The 20,667-nt window shown below is 64.6% G+C and carries 15 protein-coding genes and 9 pseudogenes; 10 read left to right on the top strand and 14 right to left on the bottom strand.

Going from position 1 to position 20,667, the window contains the following annotated elements; genetic code table 11:
* Positions 1 to 10 precede the first annotated feature (10 nt).
* Both LV780_RS17145 and LV780_RS17140 read right to left on the bottom strand, forming a co-directional pair.
* On the bottom strand, positions 11 to 2,083 hold the full coding sequence (locus LV780_RS17145; RefSeq protein ID WP_108222794.1) for a recombinase family protein: 2,073 nt from the start codon (positions 2,081 to 2,083) through the stop codon (positions 11 to 13).
* Complete coding sequence (locus LV780_RS17140) at positions 2,073 to 2,267, bottom strand: hypothetical protein (RefSeq protein WP_146172366.1); 195 nt, start codon at positions 2,265 to 2,267, stop codon at positions 2,073 to 2,075. The genes LV780_RS17145 and LV780_RS17140 overlap by 11 nt, the downstream gene beginning before the upstream one ends.
* 445 nt (positions 2,268 to 2,712) lie before the next feature.
* On the opposite strand from LV780_RS17140, the pseudogene LV780_RS22185 reads away from it, so the two are divergent.
* Both LV780_RS22185 and LV780_RS22180 read left to right on the top strand, forming a co-directional pair.
* Positions 2,713 to 3,057, top strand: a pseudogene (locus tag LV780_RS22185) (hypothetical protein); the annotation flags it as partial.
* A gap of 7 nt (positions 3,058 to 3,064) precedes the next feature.
* A pseudogene (locus tag LV780_RS22180) lies at positions 3,065 to 3,211 on the top strand (IS5/IS1182 family transposase); the annotation flags it as partial.
* 39 nt (positions 3,212 to 3,250) lie between these two features.
* On the opposite strand, the gene LV780_RS17130 reads toward LV780_RS22180, so the two are convergent.
* On the bottom strand, positions 3,251 to 3,625 hold the full coding sequence (locus LV780_RS17130) for a hypothetical protein (protein ID WP_205029386.1): 375 nt from the start codon (positions 3,623 to 3,625) through the stop codon (positions 3,251 to 3,253).
* 202 nt (positions 3,626 to 3,827) lie between these two features.
* On the opposite strand from LV780_RS17130, the gene LV780_RS17125 reads away from it, so the two are divergent.
* Positions 3,828 to 4,262 carry a hypothetical protein gene (locus tag LV780_RS17125; protein ID WP_205029387.1) on the top strand — a complete coding sequence of 145 codons (435 nt, stop codon included), beginning with the start codon at positions 3,828 to 3,830 and terminating at the stop codon, positions 4,260 to 4,262.
* A 156-nt stretch (positions 4,263 to 4,418) separates the two neighbouring features.
* Here the strand turns inward: LV780_RS17125 and LV780_RS17120 are convergent.
* A pseudogene (locus LV780_RS17120) lies at positions 4,419 to 5,506 on the bottom strand (IS110 family RNA-guided transposase).
* 353 nt (positions 5,507 to 5,859) lie between these two features.
* Between LV780_RS17120 and LV780_RS17115 the strand changes: the two are divergent.
* The gene (locus tag LV780_RS17115; RefSeq protein ID WP_108222780.1) at positions 5,860 to 6,228 is read left to right on the top strand and encodes a DUF305 domain-containing protein; all 369 of its coding nucleotides are present in this window, start codon (positions 5,860 to 5,862) and stop codon (positions 6,226 to 6,228) included.
* A gap of 86 nt (positions 6,229 to 6,314) precedes the next feature.
* On the opposite strand, the gene LV780_RS17110 is transcribed toward LV780_RS17115, so the two are convergent.
* Positions 6,315 to 6,545 (bottom strand): type I-E CRISPR-associated endoribonuclease Cas2, encoded by a 231-nt coding sequence (locus LV780_RS17110; protein WP_108222781.1) that lies wholly within the window; start codon positions 6,543 to 6,545, stop codon positions 6,315 to 6,317.
* A 44-nt stretch (positions 6,546 to 6,589) separates the two neighbouring features.
* On the opposite strand from LV780_RS17110, the gene LV780_RS17105 reads away from it, so the two are divergent.
* Positions 6,590 to 6,931, top strand: coding sequence for a zinc ribbon domain-containing protein YjdM (locus LV780_RS17105; RefSeq protein ID WP_011910666.1), 342 nt, complete (start codon positions 6,590 to 6,592; stop codon positions 6,929 to 6,931).
* A 65-nt stretch (positions 6,932 to 6,996) separates the two neighbouring features.
* Here the strand turns inward: LV780_RS17105 and LV780_RS17100 are convergent, their stop codons facing one another.
* Entirely contained in the window at positions 6,997 to 7,161 is a 165-nt protein-coding gene (locus LV780_RS17100; RefSeq protein WP_205025773.1) for a hypothetical protein, read from the bottom strand.
* A gap of 453 nt (positions 7,162 to 7,614) precedes the next feature.
* Between LV780_RS17100 and LV780_RS17095 the strand changes: the two genes are divergently transcribed.
* Entirely contained in the window at positions 7,615 to 8,523 is a 909-nt protein-coding gene (locus LV780_RS17095) for a PhnA-like protein (RefSeq protein WP_181318599.1), read from the top strand.
* Here the strand turns inward: LV780_RS17095 and LV780_RS17090 are convergent.
* From LV780_RS17090 to LV780_RS17065, 7 genes and pseudogenes are all read right to left on the bottom strand, one after another.
* Positions 8,520 to 8,960, bottom strand: a pseudogene (locus tag LV780_RS17090) (integrase core domain-containing protein); the annotation flags it as partial. The gene LV780_RS17095 and the pseudogene LV780_RS17090 overlap by 4 nt on opposite strands.
* 255 nt (positions 8,961 to 9,215) lie before the next feature.
* A pseudogene (locus tag LV780_RS17085) lies at positions 9,216 to 10,301 on the bottom strand (IS110 family RNA-guided transposase).
* A gap of 93 nt (positions 10,302 to 10,394) precedes the next feature.
* A pseudogene (locus LV780_RS22175) lies at positions 10,395 to 10,601 on the bottom strand (IS481 family transposase); the annotation flags it as partial.
* A 44-nt stretch (positions 10,602 to 10,645) separates the two neighbouring features.
* Positions 10,646 to 11,434: pseudogene (locus tag LV780_RS17080) on the bottom strand (IS3 family transposase); the annotation flags it as partial.
* Positions 11,435 to 11,507: 73 nt separating this feature from the next.
* Complete coding sequence (istB, locus tag LV780_RS17075) at positions 11,508 to 12,371, bottom strand: IS21-like element helper ATPase IstB (RefSeq protein WP_101339570.1); 864 nt, start codon at positions 12,369 to 12,371, stop codon at positions 11,508 to 11,510.
* Positions 12,368 to 13,905: pseudogene (istA, locus tag LV780_RS17070) on the bottom strand (IS21 family transposase). Before istA ends, istB begins: the two are co-directional and overlap by 4 nt.
* Before the next feature lie 187 nt (positions 13,906 to 14,092).
* A pseudogene (locus LV780_RS17065) lies at positions 14,093 to 14,400 on the bottom strand (transposase); the annotation flags it as partial.
* Between LV780_RS17065 and LV780_RS17060 the strand changes: the two are divergent.
* A complete protein-coding gene (locus tag LV780_RS17060) occupies positions 14,381 to 15,904 on the top strand; it encodes a terminase gpA endonuclease subunit (RefSeq protein WP_181969643.1) in 1,524 nt (507 codons plus the stop codon). The pseudogene LV780_RS17065 and the gene LV780_RS17060 sit on opposite strands and share 20 nt — an antisense overlap.
* 372 nt (positions 15,905 to 16,276) lie before the next feature.
* Here the strand turns inward: LV780_RS17060 and LV780_RS17055 are convergent, their stop codons facing one another.
* Positions 16,277 to 16,450 carry a hypothetical protein gene (locus LV780_RS17055; RefSeq protein ID WP_181318583.1) on the bottom strand — a complete coding sequence of 58 codons (174 nt, stop codon included), beginning with the start codon at positions 16,448 to 16,450 and terminating at the stop codon, positions 16,277 to 16,279.
* 537 nt (positions 16,451 to 16,987) lie between these two features.
* Between LV780_RS17055 and LV780_RS17050 the strand changes: the two genes are divergently transcribed.
* From LV780_RS17050 to LV780_RS17040, 3 genes are read left to right on the top strand one after another with little or no spacing between them, the layout of a single operon-like run.
* The gene (locus LV780_RS17050; protein WP_146172340.1) at positions 16,988 to 17,506 is read left to right on the top strand and encodes a hypothetical protein; all 519 of its coding nucleotides are present in this window, start codon (positions 16,988 to 16,990) and stop codon (positions 17,504 to 17,506) included.
* Positions 17,507 to 17,509: 3 nt separating this feature from the next.
* Entirely contained in the window at positions 17,510 to 18,871 is a 1,362-nt protein-coding gene (locus tag LV780_RS17045; protein WP_108222606.1) for a phage portal protein, read from the top strand.
* Positions 18,868 to 20,667, top strand: coding sequence for a phage major capsid protein (locus LV780_RS17040; protein WP_108222607.1), 1,800 nt, complete (start codon positions 18,868 to 18,870; stop codon positions 20,665 to 20,667). The genes LV780_RS17045 and LV780_RS17040 overlap by 4 nt, the downstream gene beginning before the upstream one ends.

The following is a 20,667-nucleotide window of genomic DNA, read 5'->3' as shown; positions in this document are numbered from 1 at the left end:
ACCCATCTCTCTATGTCGTTGAGGGGAATAGGTTTTTCTGGTCATGATGCGGTCCTGCGGGGTGTTTTGCCTTCCGCTTGGCTTGCTCCGCGACTTGCTGTGCCTGTGGTGTGGCGAGTTCGGACCGCCGGAAGAGCCACGGGCCGTCGGACAGGGGGTGGTTCCCCTCTACCACTCCGGCTTCGGCCGCAATCCTCAGGGTCTTCGGCGATACACCGAGCAAGCGCGCTGCGTCGGTCAGGTTGAGCCACGGCTCGATGCCGTCAGGGGCCAGGCGGAACACCGGGATCCTGTGATGCGAGCGCAATGCGGTGACGCGCTCACGCGTCCAGCGATTGCCATGGCCGGTCAGCAGACCGTTTCGATTGAGGATGCTGGCAATCAGATCATCGGAGGCGATGAGCGCTAGGTGGCGCACCGCGACGATGATCTCGGGGGCGGTGCTGTTGCGCTGTCCCCGCCGCCGCTTCGGCAATCGAAGCTCCGTGTGCGCGCCGCCGATCCAATGGATCAGCAGGACGATCTCGGACGCGCCGTTATCAACGTCGGCAACCACTTCATGAATGACGGCACGGACGATACGCTTCTTCAGCCGTGCATCCGTTGTGGGGGCGGCCCATATCGCTCGAAGGTTCCCGGCCAGCCTGGTGGCGTCGAGCACCGCCAGCGAGGAAGGTCCGGGCGCTGTGTCATCATGCATCGCGATTCTGGCCTCGACGTCGGCCGCCTGCTTCAGGGCGCGGTTCCAGCGCGTCTCCAGTTCCGCCGCCACCAGCCGGTTCGCTGGATCGGCGGCATCGTACTGCCGGAACGCCCGATCGGCATGATAGCGGGCCGCTTCGAGATCGCGCAGAAGAGCTTCGCGAACCTGGTCGCATCGGTCGGCAGCCTGCGCCTCTGCCTCGGCGGCGGCAGCGATGGCGCCGGGTTCGACTACCTGCAGCAGGGCTTCCTCGATGGCATCGTCGACTCGCAGGCCGCCGAAGGCGATGCAGCGTGGCTCGCCGTTGTCGAGCAGCCCGCGCCAGCAGGAATAGCGCGGGATGTCGTGCCTGGCTCCGGTGTAGCGGATCGTCAGCTTGCGACCGCAGCGCCGGCAGCGCAACAGGCCCGCGAGGAGGGCATCGCCGTGCTTGGGCGCGCCATGGTGACGGCTTGCGGGGATGTTGTCGCTGACCATCGTGCGGATCGCCTCTGCCCGCTCCCAACCGACATAACCTTCATGCGCACCGGGCTTCAGCGCAAGCCAGTCGCCGCGCGGCTTGCGGCGGCTGCCGGAGCGCGCGATGGCGGCACCGTGCCTCGGCGCCACGCGGGTTTTGCCATAGGCGTAGGCGCCGCCGTAGGCCGGGTTAGCTATCATCCGGTGGATGGAGGCGTAGGTCGGCCTGCGCCAGAAGACGTCGCCGTTGGCGCGCCTGGCCGGCAACTCCAGACTATGTTCGAGAAACCAGAGCAGAGCCTGCCGGGCGCTGCCGAGTTCCGCCACTTTGTCGAAGACGAGGCTGATGGCCTCCTGCACGCGACGATCGGGATCCTTCTCCAGCCGGTCGCCGGCCTTCACGAAGCCGACCGGGGCGGCGACGATCAGCTCGCCGCGGCGGGCCTTCTCGTACCGCGCCGAGAGCGAGCGCTGTCGCAGCAGATCGAGTTCGTACTCGTTGAGGCTGCCCTTCAGGCCGAGAAGCAGGCGGTCGTTGCCCTGGCGCGGAGCATAGACCGTCTCCTGGTCGACGAGCACGGTGTCGACCACGCGGCACATCTCGATCAGCTGCTGCCAGTCGCGGCTGTTGCGGGCGAAGCGCGACACCTCGCGCGCCGCGACCGCACCGACCTTGCCCAAGCAGACCTCGGCCACCATCCGGTCGAAGCCGGCCCGCGCGACACCGCCCGCGGCCGAGCGGCCGAGATCCTCGTCGATGGTCTCGATGGAACTCCAGCCGAACGCCACCAGCCGGTCGCGCATCGCATATTGCAGGGTGCTGCTCTCGCGGTTGTGCAGAACCTGATGGGCCGAGGACTGCCGCACATAGAGGATGGCCTTGCGCTCCAGGTGATGCGGCCCGATCTTCTCATGCATCATGTCCCGCCTCCTTCCGCTGCCCGTCCGCGCCGTCGGCATGGTCGAGGATCAGGCGGACCATCAGCCCGGTCAGCGTCGCCTGCGTCTCGTCGGGCAGGCTCCTCCAGTCCGGCAATGGAAGCGATCCGGCGGCGCAGGGCGGATCGAAGAGGTCGAGTTGCTGCGGTATCGTTCGGCGCGGCATGGGCATCTCCCGGAATCGCATTCAAGGAGGTCGATCCTGCGCCCGAATCCCGCGATCCAGATGGCCCGCCGCCCGCGTCCGCCGTATCGTTCAGCAGAGCTGCCAAGCTCGCCAAAGCCCCGATCGATGCGATCGGGGCCGTCTTCAGCACCCAGTGGTGACTGGCTGCCCGGTCGAACATCCAGGCCGGAACCTCAAGAGCGCGAGCGGAGGCAACACCCGTCAGACTGCAGCGAAATCTCGCCTCGCCCGCCTTCTCGACGGCCTCGTGAACATAGACCCGACAGCCTGCCCATGGATGCCAGGGATAGAGAAGCGTCCGCTCCTCCGTCCCGTGGGTGTTGTGTGATCGAGTTGTACAATCACCGCCGCCCACATCAGGCGCTGGACATGAAAACACCCGCCATGGCATTCGCATTAACGACTTAACCTGTGCAGATTCCGCCGGGTCGATACATGTGCGCATGCGAAGCAGTTCCGGCGCATGCGCAAGGCGTTGAGAACGCTGAAAGGCTACACCGGCCGCGTGATGCGGGGCATCCGGCGGCAGCTCGACGAGATCCCCGAGGGGCCGCTGCGCGAGCGGGTGCTCGACAAGCTCGTGCTGGTCTCGCGGCTGCTCCACCAGCGGCCGAAGGACCCCGGCAAGACCTGCGGGCTGCATGAGCCGGAGGTCGACTGCATCTCGAAGGGGTGAGGGCTGTCGGGCTTGCCCGCGCAACGCTCCAGTGGAGCGTTGCGAAGCCCGAACGCTCGGGTGCGCTACGAGTTCGGCACCAAGGTCAGCGTGGTCACCACTAAAAGGGACACTAGGTGACGCGCTCTTCGCCGTCCTCTGCGGCTGCGGCCACAACATCCGCAAGATCCTCGCCCATCTGAGGGCTCTTCTTGCCGCCGTCATCCCCCTCATCCTGGCGGTGCTCCGGCAGGCAAGACTCAGCGGCACAGCCTCGCGGCCGCCTGATCGCGTTGTTCAGGCTGAACTAATTGGCGACGGCGGCATAGACCCCATGATCGCGGTGTGACCTGACCGGATCGGTGGCCTCTTCCGCGGCGTTCTCCTTCGAGGGTTGCGCCAGACGGGCTGGTCTGGTGCCGAGCCTCGAGAACGAGGGAGAGACCGCATGCAGGACAGCACGTTCATCGGGCTGGATGTCCACAAGGCGACGATCTCGGTGGCTGTAGCGCAAGGAGAACGCGGGGGCGAGGTCCGGCACTGGGGCACGATCCAGAACCGGCCCGATCACGTCCGCAGGCCTGCCGAGAAGCTGGGCTGCGACGGACGGGGGCTCCATTTCTGCTACGAGGCGGGGCCTTGCGGCCATGGCCTCCATCGCCAGCTGACCGAACTCGGGCATGACTGCATGGTCGTCGCGCCCTCGCTCATTCCGGTGAAGGCGGGCGACCGGGTGAAGACCGACCGGCGCGACGCGACCATGCTGGCGAAGCTGCATCGGGCGGGCGAGTTGACGGCCGTTTGGGGTGAGGGGCGTCCCGGAATTGATCCCGTGGATCAATTCAGCCCCGAACGGGCGGAGCCCCGACGCGGCGCACGAGGCGATGCGCGATCTGGTCCGGACACGTGCGACGGCGGTGCGGGTCGCAGGCAAGGCGCGCCAGCACTTGCAGGGCTTCCTCCTGCGGCACGGCCGGATCTATCCCGGGAAGAAGGGCTGGACGAAGGCCTATCGCCGCTGGCTGACGACGGTGCGGTTCGCGCACCCGGCGCAGCAGGTTGTGCTGCAGGATCATATCCATGCCGTGACCGATGCCGAGGCCCGCATCGAGCGGCTCACCAGGCAGATCGCCGACCTGATGCCGGGCTGGAGCCTGGCGCCGGTGGTCGAGGCCGTGCAGGCGATGAGGGGGTTCGGCATGGGCCTCGGACCGTGTATGGATGGCTCCCGCGTGACAAGGGGGTCGGCGATCTTCGGCAATTGGTCGGGTGCGGCCATGTATTCGGCGTCTCGATTGCGGTTTGCCCGCGCGCCCTGATGAACGTCCGCGTGAGGTCGGGTCCCTATCAATGGCACGCGCTTGATGCGCTCCGGTCCGAACGGGGTGTCCCTTCCTCGTTTCCGTCAGTGTGCCATCATCTCACCTTGCCCTCGTCGTTCCGTTCAGGCCGTGTCGGTCCTGCGTTCAGTCTCGTCATGCAACGCACCAGCTCTCGCCCGTTCTCAGCATTGCCCAGACCTGTCGCGCCATGCGGTTGGCCAATGCGATGGCCACGACCTTCAGCGGCTTCTTCGCCAGCATGCGTCCCAGCCAATCCTCGCCGGGATCGGCGCGTTTGCGGGTGGAGATCACCCCCATGGCCCCGAGATAAAGCAGCCGTCGGATGTATCGGTTGCCCATCTTCGAGATGGACCCAAGCCGTTCCTTGCCACCGCTCGAATGCGGTTTCGGCGTCAGCCCAAGCCAGGCAGGCAGATCGCGGGCCGAGCGGAAGGCCGACACGTCCGGCAGTGTGGCCGCCAGAACGCTGGCCGTGATCGGACCGATCCCAGGCATTGCCTGCAGGCGCCGCGCGGTTTCGTCCGCCTCCGCCGAGCGGCGCAGATCGGCGGTGATGGCATCGATGCGCGTCTTGGTATCGCGGAACTGCTGCGCCAGCAGATCGAGCGGCATGCGGGCTTCAGCGGGCAGATCGGCGGCCTCGGCTTCGGTGACGAGGCGGTTCGTTCGTCGGGAAAACGATCCCCCGGATCGTTTTCTGGCCCGCCTCACTGTGGACGCCCTTCGGCACGACCAGGCCGAATTCGCCGACATGGGCGCGGATCGCATTCGCAAGCTGGGTCAACTGGCGGACAAGGAAGTCTCGCGTCCGATGGCTCATCAGCACCGCCTGTTGCGCCTCGGTCTTGACCGAAACGAAACGCATGGTGGGCTGGGTCACGGCCGTGCAGATGGCCTCGGCATCGTTCGTCGGCTTACGCGGCGCCACTGGCGCCACGGTCCTCCTCACCATCCGTCTTGCCGCGCCGGACGAAGGGCTTGACGTAGGACGGCGGGATCAGCCGGACATCATGACCGAACTTGGCCAGTTCGCGCGCCCAATGATGCGCTCCGGCGCAGGCCTCCATGCCGATCAGGCAGGGCCGCAGCCGCGAGAAGAACAGCAACACCTGCGCCCGCTTCACCTGGCGCCGTACCACCACCACGCCCTCCGCATCGACGCCGTGAATCTGAAAGACGTTCTTGGCCAGGTCCAGCCCGACCGTGGTAATCTCCTTCATGGATGGCTCCCTTGCTGGGTTCGTGTGACAGCACCCAATGTGGCACATTGCGATGCCGGGAGCGGGAGCCATCCACTCCATCAGTGGCGGCACCATGCCGAACCGTTCATCGTGGCGGTGACGGTGGTGGCCGAGGTCGGCGCCCGTGCGGGTCTGACGCGCAGGACGGAGAAAGGACACTTCGACCCTTCCGATGCGCAGGGTTGGGGGCGGAACGCGGTGGGGAACCCTCGTGCCCTGTTACGAGCCGACCATGTCGAGGCTCGACACTTGGAGCGAGGCAGCCCCGAGACAAAACCACGGTCATGCGGTAGCCAACCCGCGCATGAGAGCTTTTTGCGCTGGCACAGGATGTGCCCGCGCCCTCGGCCGGTGACGCGGCGGCGCTTCCCGCGGCCTGCCAGACATCGCGGGGCGGCATGATGGATCATGGCGGGATGATGCAGATGCGCCACGGCGGCGGGGCCGCCTCGGAGGGCTTCGGCGCGGTCATGCAGAGGATGCAGGGAGCGATGATGATGGCCATGGCCATCGGGGACCCCGACCTTGCCTTCGCCTGCGGAATGATCCCGCATCATCAGGGCGCCATCTCGATCGTGCGCACCGTGCAGCAGCACGGCAAGGACCAGACGATCAAGGCGATGGCGCAGAAGATGATCGATGACCAGACCCAGGAGATCAAGGAACTGACGGACTGGATCGGGCAACACGGGCAGAGGTGACGGAAGCCGGGGCAGCCGGAGCACACAGAGTGCTGCGCGGAAACCAACTCACAATGTCAAAGAGCGCACCGATCTCAAGGACCCCATCAGTCCTTCATTGGCGGGAAGAAGCTCACGAACTTCAGCCCGTCGACGTCAACGGGCATCCGGCGGTTCCGGCCGGTGGTGGCGCAGTCAAACCTCTGGTCCGTCGGTGCCTTCCAGACCATGGCCGCATCACCCTCCTCGGTGTGGTTCACCACCTGCGCGCCCGCCCAGTTCCCCGCCTGCGACCCCGGCACGCTCCACGACGGCGGCTCGCCGCGCGCGAAACCCACTTTGCCCTGTCCTTCATCGGCCCGCCCCGCTATAGGCCCCGGCCATGACCAGTGCTCTGCCACCTTGCCCCGAATGCCGCTCCCCCTACGCCTATGAGGCGGGTTCCCTGCTGACCTGCCCGGAGTGCGGGCACGAGTGGTCGGCGGACGCCGCACCGGAGTCGGGTGCGGAGGTCCGCGACAGCGTCGGGAACCTCCTTGTGGATGGCGACACGGTCACCGTCATCAAGGACCTGAAGCTCAAGGGCTCGTCGCAGGTGATCAAGGTCGGCACGAAGGTGCGCGGGATCCGGCTGGTCGACGGCGACCACGACATCGACTGCAGGTTACCGGGCGTGGGGCAGATCGGCCTCAAGTCGCAGTTCGTGAAGAAGGTCACCGACTGACGGCATCGCGGTCTGCGGCGCGGACCCGCCGCGCGGCCGGAGCGCGCGACGGGGACAGGCTGGTCTCAGGCCCCGAGCGTTTCCGCCAGCGTCTGATCGGGCGTCGAGATCAGGCGCAGACCGAACTTGGCGTCGAGTGTGGCGATCAGGCCGGGGGTCAGGAAGCCCGGCGCCGTCGGTCCCGCGCGGATGTCATTGCCCGCCAGCGCCAGCCGCGTGAGCAGGATCACGATCGCCTTCTGCTCGAACCACGACAGCACCCGCGTCAGCGAGGAGGGCGGTGAGCCGCCTGACGGTGGTGCGGCATTGCACTGCAAAACTCTACCGACGACGAAGCCGCTCGGCGGAGTTGGCGCCCTCGGCTGACACTGGCGATCAACGATGCGTCGGCGATGATCGCACCTCTCGCCATCGCGGCGCTGGTATGCGTCCCCTGCAGCCGGAACCAGTCTCGAGAATGAACGTCCCTCGCCGGGAACATTCCATCGGGGACAGCGTGTTTACCATGTCAGGTACGCGGTGCGGGAGGATCTTCCCCGTCGGCGCCTGCGGCCCGAAGGGCCAGACATCGGAGAACACTCGGCCTCCCGGACATTGGGCCGGATAAGCCAGCGGCGGCTTCCCGGAGCCGCTTTCCCATTGGCGGCCCCAAGAGGGCCAAAATAATGAACGGAAAGTGCGAGATGAGTGACGCGACCACGTCCCGGCCCTCCCTTCACGAGGCAGACCGTCCCAGCGCCAGCGAGGACGCGCATACGATCATGATCAACCGCGTCTCCTGGGGCGCCATCTTCGCGGGCGTGGTGCTCGCGCTGGTCGTGCAGGTGATGCTGACCATGCTCGGCGTCGGCATCGGTGCCGCGACGCTTGACCCGGGTACAGGCGACAACCCGCAGGCCTCCACCTTCTCCATCGTCTCGGCGATCTGGTATGCCCTCTCGGGGATCATCGCCGCATTCGTCGGCGGCTACATCGCGGCCCGCATGTCGGGAAAGACCGTGGCGACGACCGGGGCGCTGCATGGCCTCACGACCTGGGCGCTGACGACGCTGCTGGTGCTCTACCTCGTGTCCACCTCGATCGGCAGCGTCGTCGGGGGCACCTTCCGCGGCATTTCCAGCGCCGTCGGCGGCATCGGGCAGGCCGCGAGCGAGATGGCCGGCCCCATGTTGCAGGACGCCAATCCGCTGGAGGAATTGGAGCGCGGCGTCCGCGCCAGCGGCACCGATCCCGAGGCGCTCGATGCGCGCGCGGTGAATGCCATGCGGCGCGTCGTGACCTCCGACGGGTCCGGCGCGGCCGAGGCGCGGCAGCAGGCGGCGCAGGCCCTGTCCGAGGCGCGGGGGATTCCCCTGCCGGAGGCGGAACAGCAGGTTGCGCAGCTCGAGCAGCAGTATCAGCAGACGGTCGATCAGGCGCAGCAGAGGTTGACTGAAGCGGCCGACACCGCATCATCGGCGGTGGCGACCGGCGCGCTCTCGGGGTTCCTGGCGCTTCTGCTGGGCGCGGCTGCGGGCTGGCTCGGCGGTCGTTCCGGCGTGGTCCATCCGGTTTATGCCGACCGTCTCATGCCCAGCAGGCGCCGCGTCTAGCTGTTCAGTCCCGGCATCTGGTGGATCGGATCAAGGATGAATCGGTCCGGGTCTGATGTCCGGATTTTGCAGATGTATTCGTAGGGCGTGAGGCCGCCGAGTGTCTTCAGTCGGCGGGCGAAGTTGTAGGCTGCCAGGAAGTCGGCGAGGTGTGTTCGCAGCTGGTCGTGGTTCTCGTAGTGGAAGCGCTTGACGGTGGCGTCCTTGAGGCGTGCGGTTATCCGCTCGACCTGGCCGTTCGGCGGGAAAACGATCGACTGGATCGTTTTCTGCCCCGCCTCACTCCACGGGTGGTTGGGTTTGGTTAGTCTGTGCTCGATCCCGTTCGCCTCGCAGATCATGTCGACGCGCATTGGCCGGGAGTAGATGGTGTTCCGGTTGCGGGGCTGCTCGGCGAACTGGATGCCCCTCGCCATTGTCTCTCGGACCATGTATGGATGGCTCCCGCGTGACAAGGGGGTCGGCGATCTTCGGCAATTGGTCGGGTGCGGCCATGTATTCGGCGTCTCGATTGCGGTTTGCCCGCGCGCCCTGATGAACGTCCGCGTGAGGTCGGGTCCCTATCAATGGCACGCGCTTGATGCGCTCCGGTCCGAACGGGGTGTCCCTTCCTCGTTTCCGTCAGTGTGCCATCATCTCACCTTGCCCTCGTCGTTCCGTTCAGGGCCGTGTCGGTCCTGCGTTCAGTCTCGTCATGCAACGCACCAGCTCTCGCCCGTTCTCAGCATTGCCCAGACCTGTCGCGCCATGCGGTTGGCCAATGCGATGGCCACGACCTTCAGCGGCTTCTTCGCCAGCATGCGCCCCAGCCAATCCTCGCCGGGATCGGTGCGTTTGCGGGTTGAGATCACCCCATGGCCCCGAGGGAGAGCAGCCGTCGGATATATCGATTGCCCATCTTCGAGATCGCCCCCAGCCGTTCCTTGCCGCCGCTCGAATGCGGTTTCGGCGTCAGCCCGAGCCAGGCAGGCAGATCGCGGGCCGAGCGGAAGGCCGACACGTCCGGCAGTGTGGCCGCCAGAACGCTGGCCGTGATGGGGCCAATGCCCGGCATTGCCTGCAGCCGCCGCGCGGTCTCGTCCGCCTCCGCCGTGCGGCGGAGATCGGCGGTGATGGCATCGATGCGCGTCTTGGTATCGCGGAACTGCTGCGCAAGCAGGTCAAGCGGCACGCGGGCTTCAGCCGGCAGATCGGCGGCCTCGGCTTCGGTGACAAGGCGGTTCGTTCGTCGGGAAAACGATCCCCCGGATCGTTTTCTGGCCCGCCTCACTGTGGACGCCCTTCGGCACGACCAGGCCGAATTCGCCGAGATGGGCGCGGATCGCATTTGCAAGCTGGGTCAACTGGCGGACTAGGAAGTCCCGCGCCCGATGGCTCATCAGCACCGCCTGTTGCGCCGCGGTCTTGACCGAAACGAAACGCATGGTGGCTGGGTCACGGCCGTGCAGATGGCCTCGGCATCGTTCGTCGGCTTACGCGGCGCCACTGGCGCCACGGTCCTCCTCACCATCCGTCTTGCCGCGCCGGACGAAGGGCTTGACATAGGACGGCGGGATCAGCCGGACGTCGTGACCGAACTTGGCTAGTTCGCGCGCCCAATGATGCGCTCCGGCGCAGGCCTCCATGCCGATCAGGCAGGGCCGCAGCCGCGAGAAGAACAGCAACACCTGCGCCCGCTTCACCTGGCGCCGTACCACCACCACGCCCTCCGCATCGACGCCGTGAATCTGAAAGACGTTCTTGGCCAGGTCCAGCCCGACCGTGGTAATCTCCTTCATGGATGGCTCCCTTGCTGGGTTCGTGTGACAGCACCCAATGTGGCACATTGCGATGCCGGGAGCGGGAGCCATCCACTCCATCAATGGCGTTCCAATGGCTCGATCGGTCAGAACCGTGTGGACCTGGTAGGGCACGACCTCGAGCATGTGCTGGAGGAACTCCCAGGCAGTCTTTCTGTCAGCTGTTGCAACGGGTTGAGCAACGGCGAACTTGGACGTCCGGTCGATGCCGACGAACAGGTAGAGCTTCCCTTCGCCGGTCTGCACCTCCGCGATATCGATGTGAAAGAAGCCGATGGGGGATGGGTAATCCTCCCGGTTTTAGCGGGATCCGGCCGTAGAATTCACGCGGCCATCTTCAGCTTCATGGTAGGTGTGACCCCGCCGATGCCCATGTTGGGGCGTTCATTGTTGTAGTTCCAGAGCCATTCGGTGGCGATCTGCTGCACTTCCTCGATGGTTTCAAAGATGTAGAGGTCCAGCCATTCATGCCGGACCGTCCGGTTGTAGCGCTCGACGTAAGCGTTCTGCTGCGGCTTGCCGGGCTGGATGTAGGTCAGGGCGATGCCCTGCTTCGAAGCCCAGGTCATCAGCGTGGAACTGACGTATTCCGGGCCGTTGTCCACCCTGATCGCCAAGGGCTTGCCGCGCCACTCGATGATCTGGTTCAGCGACCGGACGACGACCCGCTCGGCGGGCAGCGAGAAGTCGACCTCGATACCCAGACCTTCGCGGTTGAAGTCGTCCAGCACGTTCAACAGCCGGAACTGCCGCCCATCCGCCAGCCGATCGGCCATGAAATCCATCGACCAGACCAGGTTCGGCGCCTCGGGCACGGCCAGTTCCTCGGGCTTCTCCCGCTTCAGCCGTCGCCGCGGCTTGATGCGCAGGTTCAGTTCCAGTTCGCAGTAGATCCGATGGACCCGCTTGTGGTTCCAGACGTGCCCTTTGACGTTCCGCAGGTGCAGGAAACACAGCCCGAACCCCCAGGTCTTGTGGACATTGGTCAGCCCGACCAGCAGGTCTGCGATCATCTCGTTCTCTTCGTCGCGCTTCGGGCTGTAGCGGAAACAGGTCTCGCTGACGCCAAACGCCCGGCAGGCCAGCGCGATGCTCACACCCTTCGTCGCCACCTGTAGAGCGTCAACCTTCTTGGCCGTGACCGACAACCAGGATGGCCGGTTTTGACCGCTGCGGTCGTTGGTGTTACTCGGCGCTGATCTCCCTAAGCTTGTCGTTGATGTTGTCGGTGGCTTCGACGCCGATGTTGTCGCTGGAGGCTGTCGGCGCAGCGACAGGCTCGGAGGATCGGCGTCGTGCGGCGGCGCGGCGGCGGAAGCTCTCGCCGTTCATCTCGAGGATGGTGGCGTGGTGAACCAGCCGGTCGATGGCGGCGACGGTCATGGCCTGATCGGGGAAGACGCGGTTCCAGGCGCTGAACGGCTGGTTGGCGGCGATGGCGAGGCTTCGCGTCTCGTAGCGCCGGGCGATGAGCTCGAAGAGCACCGAGCTCTCGGCCTGGTCCTTCTGGGCGTAGGTGATGTCGTCGAGAATGATCAGGTCGAACTTGTCGAGCTTCGCGAGTGCGGCCTCGAGGACCAGATCGCGGCGGGCGGCCTGCAGCCTCTGCACGATGTCGGTGGTGGGGGTGTAGAGGACGCGCTTGCCGGCCTCGACGAGAGCATGGCCGATGGCACAGAGAACGTGGCTCTTGCCGGCGCCCGAGTTGCCGATGGCGATGAGATTGGCGCCGGTCTCAACCCAATCCCCGGCGGCCAGCGCCTCGATGCGGGCCCGGGTCACGCCGGGCAGTGCCTTGAAGTCGAGCGTTGCCAGCGTCTTGCCGCCGGGGAGTTCGGACTGCTGCAGATGGCGCTGGATGCGGCGGGCATCGCGATCGGCGAGCTCGACCTCGGCCAAAGCTGCGAGGAAGCGCGACGCGGGCCAGCCCTCGGCGTCGGCGCGGTCTGCGAGCATCGTCCAGTGGCGCTGGATGCTGGGCAGGCGGAGAGCCGTGAGCATGGCGGGCAACGCATGCACATCGACGGGGCGCGGGGCAGCGGCGGTCATGCGCGCGCCTCCAGCAGTTCGTCGAAGCGGGCGAGATCGGTGAGGTTGACGGGCGTGTCGTCGGGCAGCTCGCGCCGGCGCGGCTCCAGCTTACTCCTTAGCGCATGGGCTTCGGGCAATTCGCCATGACCGAGGGTCTGGGCAATCAGCGCGGCCAGTTCAGCCTCACAGCCCTCCTCATGGGCGAGCCACAGCAGATCGACCATGCGACGGCAGGCGTCGCGACGCGGCAAGGCGGCGGACAACGCGACCCAGGCCTCGGCGTATTCCGATCGCGGGAACAGGCCGTCGCGGTAAACGGAACCGGCCAGCGCCTGCGGCTTGCGGCGCAGGGCGTGGATGACATGGCGATAGTTGACGCAGTGGACGCGGGTGCCGTCATCGCGGCCGCGACGACGGCGGGGGTGCGTGACGACAGGGGTCGCTCCGAGAAAGGCCTCGATCCGGTCGTCGTAGACATGGACCCGTTTCGCCGGAGGCGAACCTCCGGTTCGACCGCTTGCCGATCAGTTGGGAGGGCGCCGAGTAGAAGACCTGGTGGACCAGGAAGCCCCCCGGTCTTCGTGACCCGCGCGACCACCTCGGTGAAGTCGGTGGTGCGCCGGGCCGGCAGCGGCCTGAGCGCCGCCATCTCAATGCGCACCGCGGACTCGCGCCGGCGGTTGCGTCGAGCAACCAGTTCATCGACGAAGCGGCGCCAGCTGGCGAGATCGGCGAAGTCGCGGGAGCCGCGCAGGATCAGGGCCTGATCAAGGGCGACCTTCAGGTGGTTGTTGTGGGCCTCGACAGATCCATTCTCGTGCGCCTCGCCCGGATTGTTGCGGCTGGCGAGCATGCCGTAGTGGGCGCAGAAGGCGTCATAGCGCTTGGTGACGTCCGCCGCGGCCTCGGCATCGAGGTTCCGATAAGCTGCGGACAGGCTGTCGGTGCGATGCTCGCCAGGCACTCCGCCAAGGGTCCAGAGCGCGTTCTGGAGGTTCTCGGCCAGCGCCGGGAAGCTCTCGCCGCCCAGCACCACGGCGGCATGTTCCCAGCCGCTGTAGGCCAGGACGAAGTGGTAGAGGCGCTGCTCAAGCGGCTGCCCCGCGATCGTCACGCAGAGTTCGTTCGCATCGGTGAAGTCCGACAGCGCCATCCGGCCGGGTTCCGGCGTCTGGCGGAAGATCACGTCGCGCTCGGGTCCGTTCAGGGCACGCCAGTCGCGGACGCGCCGCTCGAGCGTCCGGCGCACGCGGTCGTCGGGGAAGGCCTCCGGATCGCTCGTCTGAAGGTGCCGCAACAGGGTGACGGCCTGAACGGCTGGATCACGCGCGAGGATCGGCAGCAGCACCGGTTCCCACACCGCCTCGAGCGGGTCGGGCACGGTGCGGCCCCGGGGGGCCGGACGTTGCGATGGAAGGCGCGGATCGGCATCGATGCGGCGGGCGGTGCGTTCGCTGAAGCCGGCGCGGGCGGCGGCGACACGCTGGCTGTGCTGGAGACGGTCGGTCATGTAGACTCTCACTTGCTGGTCGGTGACGGGTTTGCCCGGCACGGTCGGATCTCCGTTTGGTAGCAGAGACCTCGACCCTACCGGCCCGCAGCGGCCAGCACCTACCCTTCTCCCCCGAAACGAGGGCCAGCCGCTGGGTTCAGCCTCCGGGACGGGCTACGCCCGTCCTCCGGCTGAACCCAGCGGCCAACTTGCCTGACGGTTTCGGCCAACTTGGTTGTCGCTCATCAGCCACCGCCTTCTCGGCCAGCTCGCGGCGCTGAGCTGGCCGCGTCACTTTTTTCCAAGGGCCTCGCGAAGCAGGTCGGCCTGCATACTCAGGTCGGCGAACATGCGCTTCAGCCGCCGGTTCTCGTCCTCGAGGGCCTTCATCTGGCTCATCATGGACGCGTCCATGCCGCCATACTTCGCCCGCCACTTGTAGAACGTCGCAGTGCTGATCCCATGCTCGCGGCACAGTTCGGCCACGGCCAAACCGCCCTCCGCCTGACGCAGCACGCCCATGATCTGGGCTTCGGTGAAACGGCTCTTCTTCATCGGAATCTCCTCGTCCATCCTGCCGAGAAAATTCTACTTCCGCATCCCTCTAACCTTGGGGAGGATTACCACTGGATCGAGTCCAGCGTTTACATTCCGGCCAGCGCATCCGCGCTGCCCGGCAGAATGCAGCTTTGGCCCTTCCAGCACAATGCTAGCGCGGCGTTTTCCGGGCGGCAGCCTGAAATTCCTTGCCGCCAAATCCCCCCGTAATCTGCGGCGTCACACAACGCGCTTTCTGGCGATGGACGAAATAGACGGATACGAAATTACGCAGGAAGGCGACCCGATCAAGCTGGCGGAAATGCGCACGCTCACCTTCCGCGACCGCAAGATTTTGGCAGGTTCGACTCCTGTGTTCGATTTTGGCCCGATTACTCGCCTCTATGATCAGTCGGACAAGCGCGTTTTTGAATGCCTTTGTCCCTCCTGCGCCGAGTATAGCGAAATCACATGGGCTTCGATCCAGTGGAAAGAGGATGACCCGGATTCTGCGCATTGGGTTTGCCCTCGCAACGGCTGTGTCGTGGAAGAGAGGTTCAAGCCGCACATGGTCGCTCAAGGCCGCTGGCGGGCCACCGCGCCCGAGGTGAAGGGTCACGCAGGTTTCGCGGTCAATTGCCTTGTCAGCCCGCACCACAACGCCCGTTGGGGCAAATTGGCGGCGGAATTCCTTCTGGCAAAGCGTGCCCCCGAAACGCTACAGGTTTTTCAAAACACGATCCTGGGCCAACCGTGGAAGACCGAAGGCGAGGATTTCGACGAACACGAACTTTTCGCGCGGCGGGAAGCCTTCAACCTAGACAATCTGCCCCCGGAAACCCTCTGGATCACGGCAGGAGTCGACTGCCAAGACGACCGCCTAGAAATCGTGCTGATGGGCCACACTGAAACGGATTGGCTGATCCTCGATCATCGCGTTTTCTGGGGGCCAATCGACGGCGAAACGATCTGGCAGGAACTCGATTCCCTGCTGAAAGAGGCGTGGCAGCACCCGAACGGCGGCACGATCAGGATTGACGCCTGCGCGGTGGACTCGTCGGACGGCGGGCACCTCGAAACCGTCATGGGCTTCTGCCGTCCCCGTTTCGGCCGCCGTGTCGTGCCGATCAAGGGCGTTGCGGGGTTCTCGCGTCCGATCTTCCAGCGATCCGGCACCAAGGGACAGCACCTCTGGATTGTGGGCGTCGATGCCGCGAAATCCGCGTTGTTCGCGCGTGTCGGCCGCAATCAGGGCATCCGCTTCGGTGACGCGCTGCTGCCGATCTTCTTTGAGCAACTGGCCTCTGAGCGGCGCGTGGTGCGCTATGTGCGCGGCAAGCCGGAAGCCCGGTTCGAGCGGATCAAGGGCAAGAGGGCCGAGACGCTGGACGCCAGCGTATATGCGCTGGCCGTGCGGCAACTGATCGGGCAGAGTGTGGACAGGCGGGCTGAGGAACTTGCGAGTCAAGCTGCCCCGAAGCGTCCGCCTGTCGTGATTAAAAGCAAATGGCTAGGGGGCTAAATAAAGTGAGCGAAGCCAAATGGGAAGACGACCAATTGGTGCGACTGTCTATCGCAACATTGTTCGGCGCTCTTGTTGAAGCAATTGACAAGAGTAACCCCGGCGTGGGCGAGAATTTCAGAGCCATTCTGAAAGGTCACTATTATAGGTGGCGAGATGAATCGTCCTATCCCGCGGAACTTTTGGAAACCATAAAGTGGGCCGCAGATTCCTCTGCCCCGAGAGAATAATCAATCAGGAGCGCTTGCGCTCCTGATCTTATTTTCGGCTTGGAATGAATCCAAGCGAGACCAAGATAGTAGGCGGATGAGTTATCGAGCAAGGCGGCACCGAAAGCGCCGCCTCGCGTGATTCGTTCTAAGTGTCTTACGGTCAGTTAAGCAGGCTGTCCACATGAGCGATTGCTGCGCTGGCAGCTTCGGCTAGGAAGACAGTGTCGCCGCGCTCGACCGCTTCGACAATCGCAGCAATGAGCGCGTCCGGCTCAATGCTGTCGCTTGAGATGCACTTAGCAGCAACTTGGGCGAATTGACCCTGAGTTTGCATGTTCCCTCCTTTGGACTGCAGTTCGCAAAAGAGGGATAGCGCCAAGGGCGCGATTCTCCAACGTGTAAATTGCTGTTTTAAAAAGAACTTTTGGCTGACTAGACCACATTAGGTTGATTGGATCGCCCTAGATAACATCATCCAACTGACCCGTGAAGGCGGAGGTGATGCCTCTTGCGCGCTCTTCGGGTGGCAGGCGCTTGAGGATATTGAATGATTGCCGCCACAGGCGCAACCATTCATGGCGCTCTGTCTCTGATAGCCATTCTGGCGGGCTTGGCTTCATCCTTTCGCCTCTTAATAAACCCGCCCGATGACTCCAACAAGATCACCGGGCGGGAAAATCCGGTTGCGGCAGGCGGAGAAGGAGGAAAACACCCTCAGCAACCGGCTTCTAAGGTGGGCGACCGAAGTCGCCCACCTCACCCCTGGACTCCAAACAAGTTCTACCTATCAGTCTTACACGGTTAATGCAAGACCACTTGCACAGGAAATGCAAGACTTGTATATCGGCATCATCACATAGGAGACCCTGACATGCGCCTTGCTGAGATCGCCGCCCGTCTTTCCGAACTAACCGGGCGGGATGACGCCAAAATTCACGCCGTTCTTCGCGCTCCTGCGATGAAACCGCTACTGCGTGTAAGCCCCGGCCCGACCCCGAAAAGCCCCGGTGATTATGCCCCTCTCGAACTACTGCGGGCACGGCTGCTGCTGGCAGGTCAAGGTTGTGGCCTGTCCGTTGCCGAACTGGCGCGCGTGAACGTCGCGCTCAACAAGGCGATTCCCCCCAAGGAAGGCGGGCGGGTTCCGACGCATCTTGAAGCACTGGCGGCGGGCGAAGAATGGATCGTCCGAGTTCGGTTCAACGAAGACATGGCCGGAGAGCGTCAAGCTTATGTCACCATCGGGCCGGAAGCGGAACTGACGGACAAGGTATCCGAGCGCGCCCATGCGGCACAGCGTGGACTCGACCACGAAACTGAACTGGGCGTTCTCGTTATCCCAGCCCATCGGCTGGTTGCACCGCTCCTGCCGCTGCTGACCGAGGGCTGAACAATGGGCCTGCTGTCGCGCCTCTTGAACCGCACCGCTCAACCTGCACAGCATCCGACTGCGGTCAGGATGCTGGAGGGCGCATCGGGCAAACGCTGGCCTTCAACACCTGCGTTTGGCGCTACTGGGTCGGAAGTGCTGGCGGGTGCGGCCCAAGTGCGTGGACGGGCGCGGCACCTGCGCTTCAACGATCCCACGGCAGGCAATGGTGCCGAGATACTGAAAACTGCGCTTGTCGGCTATGGCGTCACCGCTGCCAGCCTGTCGCCTGTTGACCGAGACGAACAGGACGCGGCCTTCAACAAATGGGCCGAGGCTAATCAGTTCGGCGCGCTGCTGTCGGAAGTTGCCGATGCGCTGGTGACGGACGGCGAAAGCCTGCTGATCCTGCGGACTGACGATATAGGGGCGCTGCGCTTGCAGCACGTTCCTGCCGAGCAACTGGACGAGTCCTACAGCCTCGAACTGGGCGAAGGGCGCTACATCGCTGCGGGCATTGAATATGATGCCGATGACCAGCCGATTGCCTATCACTTCCGCCCTGCGCGTCCGACAGATCAATATCAGACGTTCCGCGCCCCCGTCCGAGTCGATGTAGCGGACGTGATCCACATATTCCGCAAGCTCGGCGCGGGGCAGACTCGCGGCCTTAGCTGGTTTGCGCCCGTCATTCTGCCGCTGAACGAACTGAGCCAGTTGCAGGACGCCCTTCAGGTCAATGCCAAGATTCAAGCGATGATGTGCGGATTCATCATCGACCAGAACGGCACTGGCCCTAACCCATTTGACAGCGAAAACGCCGATCTGGACCTTTCAATTGAGCCGGGTGCGATGCGCGTTCTTCCTGCTGGATGGGATGTGCGCTTCAGTCAGCCACAACAGATGGCCCAAGCGGTTGATCTGGTGGCCGTATCGCTGCGCCAGATCGCGGCGGGATTGCAGGTGCCCGAGTTCCTTCTGTCCGGCGACATGCGCGGCGTGAATTACTCAAGTGCCAGAACTGCCTTGATCCAGTTCCGGTCTCATATTGAGGCGATTCAACACACCGTTCTCGTTCCCGCGCTAAATCGCATTTGGTCCCGATGGCAGCTTTTGGAAAGCCTGCGCGGCACGAATAGCGCCGATCCTGCCGCACCCGCTGAATGGCACTTCCCCAAACCTCAGTGGGTGGACCCTGAGTCCGACGCCAAGGCTACGCGCGAGATGCTGGACATGGGCCTTATCAGTCGCCGTATGGCTGTAGCCCAGCTTGGCTATGACGTTGCGCAAGTGGACGCAGAAATCGCCGCTGACCGCACCAGAGAAGCCGAACTGGGCCTGTCTTTTGGCGTTATAAAGCCAGAACAAACAGGAATCCAATCATGAACGTAAGGCTCACAGCAAACCCCGCAAAGGCGGGACGCCTTATCAGCGCACCGAAAGCCACGCGCCTTGATGTTGAATCGGGCGATCAATTCACCCGCGCAATGCCGCGCGTTGGCGATCTGGACGAAGAATCCCGCACCTTCCGGGCTGTTGTCGCAACCGCGACTCCGGTCAAGCGTCAGGATGCCAAGGGGGCGTTCCTTGAAGTTCTCGACCCTGCGGGGCTGATCTTCGATCCGAGCGACGATCTGCCCTTGCTGACCGATCACAAGCAATCCGCCCGTGAAACTGTCGGGCGCGTCTCGGGCCTGACCATCGACGGCCCCAGTGTGAGCGCAACGCTTCGCATCGGAATGGCTGATGACATCGAACCGATTTTCCAGCGCGTGAAGGACGGCACCGTCCGCCACGTCTCTGCCGGTTATCAAGTTCTCGCGTGGAGCGAGTCCCGAAACCCTGACGGCACAAGGATCAAGACCGCCATTCGCTGGCGGCTCTCGGAGGTCAGCCTTGTGCCGGTGCCTGCCGACCGAAACGCAATCATTCATAGGAGCGCAGAAATGCCCTTTGATCTTGAAACCCGCGCTGCGCTGATTGAAACGCTGCGCTCTGCCTGCAACCTGCCCGACACATGGGGCGAAGACCTCTCGGAAGAAGCTGTGACTGACGAAGAGGTCCGCGAGGCGGCGCGGGAAGCCATGCTGACCCGGCAGGCCCCCCGCATCCGCGTCCGTCAGGATCATACCGACCCCGCGCAAATCCAGACGCGGGCTGCCGGTGCTCTGGCGTTCCGCATGGCTGGCGGCGATCTGCCCGACGCCTCGCGTGAGTTCGTGGGCATGTCCCTGCGTGAACTGGCGGCTGACTCGCTTCAACGGTCGGGTGTCTCGACCCGTGGCCTGTCGGCTGACGACATCTTCACCCGTGCCTCGCATGGCACCAGCGACTTCCCCCTGCTGGTCTCGAACGCGATAGGCAAGGTCGCGGCCCAAGCCTATCAGGCGGCTGAAAGCCCGCTGAAGGCTCTGGCACGTCAGCGCACCCTTCCGAACTTCAAGACCTCGACCAGTATCCGCCTGGGCGAAATGGGGCGGCTCGAAGAGATGACGGAACACGGCGAGTTCAAGCACACCAGCCGCGCCGAAGCTGGCGAGGTCATGAGCCTGAAGACCTTTGGTCGCGCGATCAATGTCAGCCGCAAGCTGCTGATTGACGATGATCTGGGCCTTCTGGGCGACATGACCGCCGCGATGGGGCAAGCCGCCGCTCAGACCGAAGCGGAAGAACTGGTTGCGCTGCTGACCGGCAACCCCAAGCTGTCGGACGGTAAGGCGGTCTTCCACGCCAGCCGGGGCAACCTTGCCTCTGGCCCGGAAGCCGAACTGACCGAGGAAGGGCTGTCCGTCGCGCGGCAGCACATGCGGACGGTCAAGGGCCTTGACGGCAAGACGATCATCGACGCGAAGCCGAAGCATCTGGTTGTCGGGCCGGTGATGGAAACCTTGGCAGAAAAGCTTCTGTCGAAGATCTACGCGGCCAGCATCGAAGATGCGCCGGTCTTCGCTGGCAAGCTGCAACTGGTCGTGGAGCCGCGCTTGTCGGCTCAAGACTGGTTCCTGTTGGCCGATCCCGCCCGCGTCCCGTCGCTGCAATATGGCTACCTTGCCGCCGCTCAGGGCGTCCAAATCCAGCGGCAAGAGGCTTGGGATACGCTGGGGCTGAAGTTCCGGGCGTGGCTGGACTTCGGCTGCGGCTGGCTGGACTGGCGCGGCGCTTACCGCGCAACGGGCATCTGA

The sequence above is a fragment of the Cereibacter azotoformans genome, assembly GCF_021391315.1.
Lineage (GTDB): Bacteria > Pseudomonadota > Alphaproteobacteria > Rhodobacterales > Rhodobacteraceae > Cereibacter_A > Cereibacter_A azotoformans.
This window is presented reverse-complemented; position numbering and strand designations above follow the sequence as displayed.

What these genes read in the sequence shown, in the direction of transcription:
- LV780_RS17050 (WP_146172340.1), top strand. Translation starts at nt 16,988, where the DNA reads ATGCGCCTTGCTGAGATCGCCGCCCGTCTTTCCGAACTAACCGGGCGG.
- LV780_RS17040 (WP_108222607.1), top strand. Translation starts at nt 18,868, where the DNA reads ATGAACGTAAGGCTCACAGCAAACCCCGCAAAGGCGGGACGCCTTATC.
- LV780_RS17045 (WP_108222606.1), top strand. Translation starts at nt 17,510, where the DNA reads ATGGGCCTGCTGTCGCGCCTCTTGAACCGCACCGCTCAACCTGCACAG.
- istB (WP_101339570.1), bottom strand. Translation starts at nt 12,371, where the DNA reads ATGACCGCCGCTGCCCCGCGCCCCGTCGATGTGCATGCGTTGCCCGCC.
- LV780_RS17095 (WP_181318599.1), top strand. Translation starts at nt 7,615, where the DNA reads ATGAGTGACGCGACCACGTCCCGGCCCTCCCTTCACGAGGCAGACCGT.
- LV780_RS17125 (WP_205029387.1), top strand. Translation starts at nt 3,828, where the DNA reads ATGCGCGATCTGGTCCGGACACGTGCGACGGCGGTGCGGGTCGCAGGC.
- LV780_RS17140 (WP_146172366.1), bottom strand. Translation starts at nt 2,267, where the DNA reads ATGCCGCGCCGAACGATACCGCAGCAACTCGACCTCTTCGATCCGCCC.
- LV780_RS17105 (WP_011910666.1), top strand. Translation starts at nt 6,590, where the DNA reads ATGACCAGTGCTCTGCCACCTTGCCCCGAATGCCGCTCCCCCTACGCC.
- LV780_RS17130 (WP_205029386.1), bottom strand. Translation starts at nt 3,625, where the DNA reads ATGCCCGAGTTCGGTCAGCTGGCGATGGAGGCCATGGCCGCAAGGCCC.
- LV780_RS17145 (WP_108222794.1), bottom strand. Translation starts at nt 2,083, where the DNA reads ATGATGCATGAGAAGATCGGGCCGCATCACCTGGAGCGCAAGGCCATC.
- LV780_RS17055 (WP_181318583.1), bottom strand. Translation starts at nt 16,450, where the DNA reads ATGCAAACTCAGGGTCAATTCGCCCAAGTTGCTGCTAAGTGCATCTCA.